Source organism: Daejeonella sp. (assembly GCF_017495225.1).
GTDB lineage: Bacteria > Bacteroidota > Bacteroidia > Sphingobacteriales > Sphingobacteriaceae > Daejeonella.
This window is the reverse complement of sequence record NZ_JAFEIG010000005.1, coordinates 40,370-52,402: the sequence shown is the minus strand read 5'-3', so window position 1 is coordinate 52,402 and position 12,033 is coordinate 40,370. Positions and strand designations below refer to the sequence as shown.

9 protein-coding genes are annotated in these 12,033 nt (G+C 38.7%); all 9 read left to right on the top strand.

The window, feature by feature from the left end:
* The first annotated feature begins 52 nt into the window (after positions 1 to 52).
* The 9 genes from ilvD to leuB all read left to right on the top strand — a co-directional run bounded on the left by ilvD (position 53) and on the right by leuB (position 12,007).
* Positions 53 to 1,732 (top strand): dihydroxy-acid dehydratase, encoded by a 1,680-nt coding sequence (ilvD, locus tag QZ136_RS02235; RefSeq protein ID WP_291399865.1) that lies wholly within the window; start codon positions 53 to 55, stop codon positions 1,730 to 1,732.
* A gap of 55 nt (positions 1,733 to 1,787) precedes the next feature.
* Entirely contained in the window at positions 1,788 to 3,524 is a 1,737-nt protein-coding gene (gene ilvB, locus QZ136_RS02230) for a biosynthetic-type acetolactate synthase large subunit (RefSeq protein ID WP_291399863.1), read from the top strand.
* Positions 3,525 to 3,553: 29 nt separating this feature from the next.
* Positions 3,554 to 4,174 carry an acetolactate synthase small subunit gene (gene ilvN, locus QZ136_RS02225; RefSeq protein WP_291399861.1) on the top strand — a complete coding sequence of 207 codons (621 nt, stop codon included), beginning with the start codon at positions 3,554 to 3,556 and terminating at the stop codon, positions 4,172 to 4,174.
* 49 nt (positions 4,175 to 4,223) lie between these two features.
* Positions 4,224 to 5,279, top strand: coding sequence for a ketol-acid reductoisomerase (gene ilvC / locus QZ136_RS02220; protein WP_291399859.1), 1,056 nt, complete (start codon positions 4,224 to 4,226; stop codon positions 5,277 to 5,279).
* 177 nt (positions 5,280 to 5,456) lie between these two features.
* The gene (locus QZ136_RS02215; RefSeq protein WP_291399857.1) at positions 5,457 to 6,965 is read left to right on the top strand and encodes a 2-isopropylmalate synthase; all 1,509 of its coding nucleotides are present in this window, start codon (positions 5,457 to 5,459) and stop codon (positions 6,963 to 6,965) included.
* 48 nt (positions 6,966 to 7,013) lie between these two features.
* Positions 7,014 to 8,408 carry a 3-isopropylmalate dehydratase large subunit gene (gene leuC / locus QZ136_RS02210; protein ID WP_291399855.1) on the top strand — a complete coding sequence of 465 codons (1,395 nt, stop codon included), beginning with the start codon at positions 7,014 to 7,016 and terminating at the stop codon, positions 8,406 to 8,408.
* 28 nt (positions 8,409 to 8,436) lie between these two features.
* Complete coding sequence (gene leuD, locus QZ136_RS02205) at positions 8,437 to 9,033, top strand: 3-isopropylmalate dehydratase small subunit (protein ID WP_291399853.1); 597 nt, start codon at positions 8,437 to 8,439, stop codon at positions 9,031 to 9,033.
* A 14-nt stretch (positions 9,034 to 9,047) separates the two neighbouring features.
* Positions 9,048 to 10,565, top strand: a complete 1,518-nt coding sequence (locus tag QZ136_RS02200; RefSeq protein WP_291399839.1) for an alpha-isopropylmalate synthase regulatory domain-containing protein — start codon at positions 9,048 to 9,050, stop codon at positions 10,563 to 10,565.
* A 383-nt stretch (positions 10,566 to 10,948) separates the two neighbouring features.
* Positions 10,949 to 12,007, top strand: a complete 1,059-nt coding sequence (leuB, locus tag QZ136_RS02195) for a 3-isopropylmalate dehydrogenase (RefSeq protein ID WP_291399838.1) — start codon at positions 10,949 to 10,951, stop codon at positions 12,005 to 12,007.
* Positions 12,008 to 12,033 lie beyond the last annotated feature (26 nt).

Genomic DNA, 12,033 nt, shown 5'->3' with positions numbered 1-12,033 from the left:
AAAGAACAAATCAATATCACCCCAAAAAGGAAAAGATCAAGACATAAAATACATGGCACTCAATAAATACAGTAAAACAGTCACCCAAGACCCCACGCAACCAGCTTCACAGGCTATGCTTTATGGAATTGGATTAACAACCGAAGATCTTGCAAAAGCTCAAGTTGGTATTGTGAGCATGGGCTATGACGGCAATACTTGTAACATGCATCTCAATGATCTTGCAAAAGATGTTAAAAAAGGTGTTTGGGATAATAATTTGGTTGGCCTGATGTTTCACACAATCGGTATAAGTGATGGAATTACAAACGGAACAGAAGGCATGCGCTTTTCCTTAGTTTCAAGGGATCTTATTGCAGATTCTATTGAAACTGTTTGTGGTGGGCACTATTATGACGGATTAATTGCCTTGCCGGGATGTGATAAAAATATGCCTGGAGCCATTATCGCTATGGGACGTTTAAATCGCCCTGCAATTATGGTATATGGTGGTAGCATTCACTCAGGTCAGTATAAAGGCCAATCTCTAAACATTGTCTCTGCATTTGAAGCATTAGGGCAAAAACTAGCAGGGAATCTAGATGAAGAGGATTACCAAGGAATCATTCAAAGAGCTTGCCCTGGTGCAGGAGCATGTGGTGGAATGTACACAGCCAATACCATGGCATCTGCAATTGAAGCCATGGGAATGAGCCTTCCTTATAGCTCCTCCTACCCTGCCTTAAGTGATGAAAAAAGACAAGAGTGTTTAGAAGCTGGTAAATACATTCGAATACTTCTTGAAAAAGATATTAAACCAAGAGATATCATGACTAGAAAGGCATTTCACAATGCCATCGTTACAGTTATGGTCCTTGGAGGTTCAACCAATGCTGTTTTGCACCTAATTGCAATGGCTAAATCGGTTGGAATAAAGCTTGAATTGTCTGATTTTCAAAAAATTAGTGATGAAACTTCAGTTATTGCTGACCTAAAACCTAGTGGTAAATACATGATGGAGGATGTTCATGCTATCGGTGGTTTACCATCTGTACTAAAATATCTTTTACAAAAAGGTCTGATTCATGGCGATTGCCTTACTGTTACTGGCAAAACACTCGCCGAAAATGTAGCAAATGCTGCTGATCTAGATTTTAATAGTCAAAATGTTATCCTACCATATGAAAATCCGGTTAAAAAAACTGGTCACTTACAAATGCTTTATGGAAACCTTGCTCCACTAGGCTCAGTAGCTAAAATTAGCGGCAAAGAAGGCGAATCGTTTACCGGTCCGGCACGTGTATTTGATGGCGAATTTGAATTAATTCATGGCATTAGTAGTGGTAAAGTAAAAGCAGGCGATGTTGTTGTTATCCGAAATGTTGGTCCCAAAGGTGCTCCAGGCATGCCTGAGATGTTAAAACCGACCTCTGCCATATTTGGTGCCGGTTTAGGATCTTCAGTTGCACTAATTACTGATGGACGTTTTTCAGGTGGAACGCACGGTTTTGTTGTGGGCCATATAACTCCCGAAGCATTTGAAGGTGGAAATATCGGATTAGTTCAGGATGGTGATACCATAGAAATTAGTGCCATCAAGAATTCAATTAATGTCATGATTTCGGATGAAGAAATGGCAAATAGAAGAAAAGTGTGGAAACAACCGGAGCCTCCAGTAAAAAATGGGGTCTTATTCAAATACTTCAAACAAGTAAAAAACGCTTCAGAGGGTTGCGTAACAGACGAAGATTAAAAAATGAGCAAATGTTAATTCCATTTGCACACACATAGAAAATAAACAGAATATTATGGAAAAGGCCCAGACAATTTTAAGTGAAACTAAACCTATTGAAACAAAAGAAGTTTCGGGCTCTGTAGCTTTACTTGAAGCCTTAATTGCAGAGGGGACAAATGTTATTTTCGGTTATCCGGGAGGAGCAATTATGCCAATCTATGATGCTATTTACGATTATAAAGATAAATTAAATCATATTCTAGTAAGACATGAGCAAGGTGGAATTCATGCTGGGCAAGGTTTTGCAAGAACTTCTGGAAAAGTTGGAGTAGTTTTCGCAACTAGCGGTCCGGGCGCAACAAACTTAGTAACAGGCCTTGCAGATGCCATGATCGATAGCACTCCCCTAGTTTGTATTACTGGCCAAGTATTTGCTCATCTCTTAGGAACAGATGCTTTCCAGGAAACGGATGTGATCAATATTACAACTCCTGTCACAAAATGGAATTATCAAGTAACGGATGCAAATGAAATTCCAGAAGTAATCAGCAAAGCATTTTACATCGCTAGAAGTGGCCGCCCTGGACCAGTTTTAATTGATATTACCAAAAATGCACAGCTTCAAAAATTTGATTTTAGCGGATATACTCCTTGTAATCACATTCGTAGCTATCGTCCGAAGCCATTGATTAGAAAAGAATACATTGTTCAAGCTGCAGAATTAATCAATCAGGCTAAGAAACCTTTCATTATTTGGGGTCAAGGGGTAATTCTAGGTGAAGCAGAGAAGGAATTTAAAGCGCTAGTTGAAAAAAGTGGAATCCCCTCTGCATGGACAATATTAGGTGCTGGAGCCATCCCTACAGACCATCCCTTAAACGTTGGTATGTTGGGAATGCATGGTAATTATGGCCCTAATGTGCTTACCAATGAGTGTGATGTACTTATTGCTATCGGAATGCGATTCGATGATCGCGTTACAGGTCGCTTAGATAAATATGCTAAACAGGCAAAAATCATTCATTTAGATATCGATCCTTCTGAAATAGATAAAAATGTTCAAACTACTGTTCCAGTATGGGGCGATTGTAAAGAAACAATCCCAGCCTTAACAGAATTGATTCAGAAAAAAGATCATCACCAATGGCTACAAAAATTTAGAGAATTCGATAAAAATGAGTTTGATGCAGTAATTCAAAATGAGCTTCATCCTGCAAGTGGTGAACTCACTATGGGTGAAGTAATTCATCAGTTGAATGAACTAACAAAAGGTGAAGCGGTAATCGTAACAGATGTTGGTCAGCATCAAATGGTGGCCTGCAGATATGCTAAATTAAATAATAGTCGGAGTAATGTGACTAGTGGCGGACTAGGAACTATGGGATTTGCCCTACCTGCTGCTATTGGAGCTAAGTTTGGTGCTCTTCAAAAAACTGTGGTTGCTGTAATTGGTGATGGCGGATTTCAAATGACCATTCAGGAACTTGGTACCATCATGCAAAGTGGTGTTGATGTAAAAATCCTCATTTTAAACAATCGTTTTTTAGGAATGGTAAGACAATGGCAGGAGCTTTTTAATGATAATCGATATTCATTTGTTGACATTCAAAGTCCTGATTTTGTGGCTGTTGCAGCAGCCTATGGCATAAAAGGAAGAAGCATTTCTGAACGTGAAAATCTTAGTCCAGCATTAGAAGAAATGTTAAATAACAAGGGATCATTCCTCTTAGAAGTGATGGTAACTAAAGAAAATAATGTGTTCCCGATGGTTCCACAGGGATGTAGCGTGAGTGAAATCAGGTTGAAATAATACATGTTCATCAAATTAGAAAGAAAAAAATGAGCAATCAAAACGAGACAGAAAAAGCACCTGGAAAACAGGAATATAATATTACGGTGTACACTGAAAATCAAATCGGACTCCTAAACAGGATCGCAATTATTTTCACTCGCCGCAAAATAAATATTCATAGCCTTAACACTTCCCCCTCTGAAATTGAAAGTATTCACAGATTTAATATTGTGGTAAATGAAACGGAAGAAGTGGTAAAAAAGCTTTCCCGACAAATTGAAAAGCAAGTTGAGGTGTTGAAAGTTTACTTCAATACAAACGATGAAGTGATTTGGCAAGAACTCGCGCTCTACAAAGTCCCGACAGACATTATCGCCGAGAAAGCTAGTGTAGAGCGTCTTCTACGTGAAAATGGTGCCCGTGCAGTAGTAATTCGTAAGGATTATACCGTTTTTGAAACTACTGGACACCGCGAAGAAACAGATGCATTAATTAAGATCTTACAACCTTTTGGATTAATAGAATTTGTACGTAGTGCTAGAGTTGCTATCATAAAACATAGTGAAGGATTTAACCGCAAATTACGTGAATTTGAAAAGGCTGAACCTGGAGAAGAAACATCTGAAAATGAGTTCCTTAATAACGGGCAAAAGATTTTCACCATGTAAATCAATAAAAAGAAAATCAATAAATAACATTAAATAAAAACAAAACAAAATGGCAAAGATCAATTTCGGTGGGGTTGTTGAAGAGGTAGTAACCCGCGAAGAATTCCCCTTAGACAAAGCACGTGAAGTACTTAAAAATGAAACTGTAGCAATAATTGGCTACGGAGTTCAAGGTCCGGGGCAAGCATTAAACCTACGCGACAACGGCATTAATGTGATTATCGGTCAGCGTAAAGACTCAAAAACATGGGATAAAGCTATTGCAGATGGTTGGGTACCTGGCGAAACTCTATTTGAAATTGAAGAAGCCGCTGAAAAAGGAACAATCATTCAATATCTTTTATCAGATGCCGGACAGATTGCTCTTTGGCCAACAATTAAAAAATATTTAACTCCAGGAAAGGCATTATACTTTTCTCACGGATTTGGTATCACCTACAAAGAACAAACAGGAATTATTCCTCCAGCAGATGTTGACGTTATTTTAGTAGCTCCAAAAGGTTCTGGAACATCTTTACGTCGTTTATTCTTAGCTGGAAAAGGCTTAAACTCATCTTTCGCTATCCACCAAGATGCAACAGGAAAAGGTAGAGATCGCGCCATTGCACTAGGTATTGGCGTTGGTTCTGGATACTTATTTGAGACTGATTTCCGTAAAGAGGTTTACTCTGACCTTACAGGTGAGCGTGGAACTTTGATGGGCGCCATCGCTGGAATTTTTGAAGCTCAATACAATACTTTACGTAGAAACGGACATTCACCTTCTGAAGCATTCAATGAGACTGTAGAAGAACTAACTCAAAGTTTGATGCCTTTAGTTGCTGAAAATGGAATGGACTGGATGTATGCCAATTGTTCTACAACTGCACAACGTGGGGCTTTAGACTGGAAAGGACGTTTCCGCGATGCAACTCAACCTGTATTTGATGAATTGTATGAAAGCGTAGCATCTGGAAAAGAGGCAGAAAGAACAATCAAATTAAATAGCCAACCAGACTACCGTGTAAAGCTTGAAGCAGAACTGAAAACTTTACATGATAGCGAAATTTGGCAGGCAGGTCAGGCGGTAAGAAGCTTACGCCCTGAAAATCAACCTGAAAAATAAGTTTAATGAATTTAAGCTTGTAAATTTTTTGCAAGCTTAAATTCTATTTTATTCTGTTAAAATAACACTTAAATCATTGATTATCAAGATTTTTTAACAGAAAACTAAAATAAAAAAGAGAATAAATTCCCACTTTGGGAATCAACAAAAGCAGAAATGCTTGAATAATTATTTGATATGTTACACGATCCAAACCGCATCTATATTTTTGATACCACGCTTAGAGATGGAGAGCAAGTGCCTGGATGCCAGCTTTCTACGGTAGAGAAAATAGAAATTGCCAAGTCTCTTGAAATTCTTGGCGTAGATGTTATTGAGGCTGGATTCCCAATTTCAAGTCCCGGTGATTTTCAAAGCGTATTGGAACTTTCAAAAGCAGTACGTGAGCCAATCATCTGTGCACTCACTAGAGCTAATCAAGGAGATATCGATTGTGCCGCCGAAGCTCTAAAATTTGCTAAAAGACCACGTATTCATACAGGAATTGGAGCATCTGATAATCACATAAAATATAAGTTCAATAGCAATCGTGAAGCAATTTTGGAGCGTGCTGTTGAGGCGGTTAAATACGCTAAAAGTTTTGTCGAAGACATCGAATTCTATGCTGAGGATGCCGGCAGAGCTGACAATGAATATTTAGCAAAAATGATAGAAGCGGTAATTGCTGCTGGTGCAACGGTTGTAAATATTCCAGACACCAATGGCTATTGCCTTCCTGAACAATACGGAGAAAAAATTCGTTTTTTGAAAGAAAACGTTAAAAATATTGACCAAGCAATTATTTCTGTGCATTGCCATAACGACCTAGGGCTAGCAACAGCAAATAGTATTGCTGGTATTCAAAATGGTGCCCGACAAGTGGAATGCACCATCAATGGAATAGGTGAGCGTGCAGGAAATACAGCTTTGGAAGAAATTGTGATGATCCTTAAAACTCATCACAACTTGAATTTTACCCATAAAATAAATAGTAAGCATTTATACGAATTAAGCGGAATGGTAAGCCGTATGATGCGCATGCCTGTCCAACCAAATAAAGCAATTGTTGGAAAAAATGCATTTGCACATAGCTCCGGAATCCACCAAGATGGGGTTTTAAAAAATAGAGAAACCTACGAAATTATAAACCCTGAGGATGTTGGAATTGATCAATCAGAGATCATTTTAACCGCCCGAAGTGGTCGCCATGCCCTTAACCACCACTTAGAGCGTTTGGGTTATACCATCGAACGTATTGACCTTGATCAGGTTTATGAGCGTTTCTTGACACTCGCAGACGGTAAAAAGGAGATAAAAGATGATGATATCTTATTCCTGATGGGGCATGAAACAGAAAATAATTATAAAGACGGACTAGCAATAAAAGCGCTAAAAGTGGTTTGTGGCGACCAGGCTAGTCCCGAAGCCACCATAACCCTTAATTATAAAGGCAAAGATAGCGAAGCCACAGCTAAAGGGAATGGCCCTGTAGATGCTACAATCAAGGCTATTGAACAAATTATTGGTAAAAGCTTTAACATCAAGGAGTTTAATATCCATGCAATTCATAGTGGAAGTGATGATGTGAGCAAGGTAGATATGCGCGTTACAGATAATGGAAAATCCTATAAAGGCTATGGTTTTAGCACTGATATCGTTCGTGCTTCTGCCAATGCCTATCTAGATGCATTAAACAAATTTGTGTAAAATAACTAAGTAAAAATACTAAGTACTAAGTACTAAAAACTAAAAAAAATGAGCAAAACATTATTTGACAAAGTGTGGGATTCTCACGTAGTTCGAAAGATTGAGGGTGGCCCAGATGTGTTATTTATTGACAGGCATTTAATCCATGAAGTTACTAGTCCGGTAGCTTTCCTCGGACTAAAAAGCAGAGGGATTAAAGTTTTGTATCCAGGTCGGACTTTCGCGACAGCTGATCACAATACCCCTACAATAAATCAGCATTTACCTGTTCAAGATCCACTTTCTGCAAACCAATTGAAGGCTTTGGAGTCTAATTCAAATGAATATGGCATTAGCTACTGGGGATTGGGACATCAGAAAAACGGAATTGTGCACGTTGTTGGTCCTGAATATGGGATTACCCAACCCGGGGCAACTATTGTTTGTGGAGATTCACATACATCCACACATGGTGCTTTTGGCGCTATTGCATTTGGAATAGGAACTTCTGAAGTTGAGATGGTTCTTGCCACTCAATGTATCATGCAAGAAAAACCTAAGAAAATGAGAATTAACATCAATGGGAAACTTGGTAAAGGTGTTACTCCCAAAGATGTGGCTTTGTTCATCATTTCACAGCTTAGCACATCCGGGGCAACCGGTTATTTTGTTGAATATGCAGGTGAAGTATTCGAAAATATGACCATGGAAGGCCGTATGACAGTTTGCAACCTAAGTATCGAAATGGGGGCTAGAGGCGGCATGATTGCTCCCGACGAAACCACCATAAATTATGTTAATGGCCGCGAGTTTAGTCCGAAAGGTGAAGCTTGGGAAAAAGCACTAAGCTATTACAAATCCTTAAAAACTGACCCTGATGCAGTTTTTGATATGGAATATAGCTTTGATGGTAATTCTATTGAGCCTATGATTACCTATGGTACAAATCCAGGAATGGGCATGGGAATTTCAAAATCAATTCCGAACGCAACTGAAGTAGAGGGTGGTGTTGCATCTTATGCTAAATCATTAAACTATATGGGCTTTAATGAAGGCGAGTCGATGATGGGCAAAAAAGTGGACTATGTATTTATAGGTAGCTGCACCAATGGACGTATCGAAGATTTCAGAGCATTTACATCCATTGTAAAGGGCAAGAAAAAAGCTGATCACGTAACTGCTTGGCTAGTACCTGGTTCCCATATTGTGGAAGCACAAATTAAAGAGGAAGGATTGTTAGATATTTTAAATGAAGCTGGATTTACTTTACGTCAGCCGGGCTGTTCTGCATGCCTTGCGATGAATGATGATAAAATTCCAGCAGGGAAATATGCAGTAAGTACCTCTAACAGAAACTTTGAGGGCCGTCAAGGTCCAGGTTCAAGAACAATGCTTGCTAGTCCGCTTGTTGCCGCAGCAGCAGCAATAACTGGAAAAGTAACTGACCCTAGAACACTCATTTAATTAAAAGCGAATATCAAAAAGAATAAAAATGGCTTACGATAAATTCAATATACTTAAAAGCACTGCCGTTCCCCTAGCAATAGAGAACGTGGATACCGATCAAATTATACCGGCACGTTTTTTAAAGGCTACAGAGCGTGTGGGATTTGGTGATAACCTTTTCCGAGATTGGAGATATAATCCAGATAATACACCCAAGACTGAATTTGTACTAAATAACTCTCTTTACAGTGGCAAAATACTTGTTGGTGGGAAGAATTTTGGCTCAGGATCATCAAGAGAACATGCTGCATGGGCGGTATACGATTATGGTTTCAGATGTGTAGTTTCGAGCTTTTTTGCCGATATCTTCAAGAACAATTGCCTCAATATTGGTGTTTTACCCGTGCAAGTTAGTCCGGAATTTGCCGAAAAAATCTTCCGTGCTATTGAAGCAGATCCTAAAACCGAATTAGAAGTTAATCTTCCAGAGCAAAGCATCAGCATTTTATCTACTGGCGAGAAAGAAACATTTGAGATTAGCGCCTACAAAAAAGATAATATGGTAAATGGCTTCGACGACATCGATTATCTGCAAAATATCAAAACTGAAATAGAAGAATTCGCCAGCAAACTTCCTTTATAAATAATAGCAGTAAAATGGAAAAAAGGAAAATAGAAATAATGGATACAACGCTCCGCGACGGTGAACAAACCTCTGGAGTTTCATTCTCAATATCTGAAAAGCAGACCATCACACAGCTGCTTATTGAAGAACTTAGAGTGGATCGTGTTGAGATTGCCTCTGCAAGAGTTTCTGAAGGGGAATTTGCATCCGTTAAGGCTATTATGGACTGGGCTAATTTCCATGGCTATACCCAGAAAATTGAGGTTCTCTCTTTTGTGGATCAAGGGGTTTCCATCGAGTGGATGGCAAAGGCCGGTGTGAAGGTCCAAAATTTATTGACCAAAGGTTCTTTGAACCACCTCACTCATCAGCTAAAGAAAAGTCCAGAGCAACATTTTTCTGAAATTAAAACCATAATTGAACAGGCACAAAATTTAGGTATTTCTACTAATATTTACCTTGAAGACTGGAGTAACGGGATGCGTAACTCCCCTGATTATGTGTTTCAATACCTCGATTTTTTATCTAAACAGCCGATAAAAAGGGTCTTATTGCCCGATACTTTAGGTGTTTTGACACCAAATGAAACTTTTAAGTACATTTCGGAGATTAAAACCAGATATCCTGAGATGCATGTCGATTTCCATGCTCATAACGACTATGATTTAGCAAATGCCAATATTTTAGAGGCAATTAGAGCAGGTGCCGATGGTTTACACTTAACCGTTAATGGAATGGGAGAAAGGGCAGGAAATGCTTCCATTGCTAGTGCAGTGGCTGCACTTAATGATTTTATGCCTGAGTTAGAAAATAATATTAATGAAGAAGCTATTTATACAGTAAGCAAGCTCGTTGAAACTTTCTCTGGGATTAGAATTCCTGCAAATAGACCCATTATCGGTGAAAATGTATTTACGCAAACTGCTGGTATTCACGCAGATGGTGATAATAAAAATAACCTTTATTTTAACGACCTTCTGCCTGAGCGATTCGGTAGAAAACGAAGCTATGCCCTCGGAAAAACATCTGGAAAGGCTAATATTGAGAAAAATCTACAAGAACTGGGACTTAAATTAAGTGATGAGGATCTGAAAAAAGTCACCCAACGCGTTATCGAGCTCGGCGACATGAAGGAAACGGTTACAAAAGAAGATTTACCTTATATCATTTCAGATGTACTAAACAGCAATACTGCCGTTGATAAGGTGGTTGTTGAATCTTATGTATTAACCCATTCTAAGGGTTTGAGACCCTCTGCAACAATATCTGTAAGAATTGATGGCGAACTTTTTGAAGCAAATGCACAAGGCGATGGACAATTTGATGCCTTTATGAAGGCCCTCACCAAGGTTTATGCCAAAAAAGATTTATGTTTACCGAAGTTGATTGATTATGCAGTAAGAATTGCTCCTGGCAGTAATTCTGACGCTCTTTGTGAAACAATTATTACTTGGGAAACACCAAACAAGAAATTTATTACAAGAGGTTTAGATTCCGATCAAACGGTATGTGCGATTAAATCGACACAAAAAATGCTGAATATTATATAATTGAGTTGTCAGTTATCGGTTGGCAGTTGACAGACATACGACAACTGATATGGTGGATGGAAAAGAGTAAGGAATAGGGAGAAAGGAATAAGGAGCAAAGATTAAGGACATAGTTATTTATTAACAAAATTTCTAAATAACTCATTTCTAAATACTAAATACTAATTACTTTATACTAAATAAAAATGTCTGAACTATGATTTTTTTGATTTGTGTGATTACGGAGATCTTTAATCCATAATAGCCCAAGAATTATACTCTTTTTAAATATCTTAAGACAAATAACAAAATAAATAAACATCTAATTTAATTCGATTGACAGACAACTGATAACTGACAACTTATAACCCACAACTGATAACTGACAACTGATAACTAAAATAATGAAATTAAACATTGCCCTTTTAGCCGGAGATGGAATTGGTCCGGAGGTAATTGACCAAGCCGTAAAAGTATGTGATGCGGTAGCTAAGAAATTTAATCATGAGATTAGCTGGACATCTGCATTGACAGGTGCTTGCGCCATTGATGCTGTTGGTGAGCCTTATCCAGATGCTACCCATGAGGTATGTATGGCTGCAGATGCCATTCTTTTTGGAGCCATTGGTCACCCTAAATACGACAACGATCCCAAAGCGCCAGTCCGCCCAGAGCAAGGACTTCTAAAAATGCGTAAAAAACTAGGTTTATTTGCCAATGTTCGTCCTACTTTCACCTTCCCTTCACTGATTGATAATTCTCCTTTAAAAAGAGAGCGTATCGAAGGAACAGATCTCATCATTCTTCGTGAGCTAACTGGAGGCATTTATTTTGGGGAGCGAGGTAGAAAAGATAATGGAAATACGGCTTTTGATACCTGTACTTATACTCGTGATGAAATCACCCGCCTAGCAAAAATTGGTTTTGAAATGGCCATGACAAGAAGCAAGAAACTATGCTGTGTGGATAAAGCCAATGTGCTTGAAAGCTCACGCTTGTGGAGAGAAACGGTACAGGACATGGAAAAAGACTATCCAGAAGTAACTGTTAGCTATGAATTTGTGGATGCAGTAGCCATGCGACTCGTTCAATGGCCAAATACCTATGATGTGATGATTACTGAAAATCTTTTCGGCGATATTTTAACGGATGAGGCATCAGTAATTTCTGGTTCAATGGGATTAATGCCATCCGCATCGATAGGCCTACACACCTCTTTATTTGAGCCCATACATGGATCATACCCTCAAGCTGCAGGCAAAGACATTGCAAATCCACTTGCTACCGTGCTTTCGGCTGCCATGATGTTTGAAGATGCATTTGGTTTAAAAGAAGAAGCCGAATTAATTCGTCAAGTGGTTAATAAATCATTAGCTGAAGGCATTGTCACTGAAGATCTTTCCGGGAAAAATAAAGCCTATAAAACTAGCGAAGTTGGCGATTGGTTAGCCAAAAATATTTAAAGAATTAGGGCTGGCCTATTTCCAAA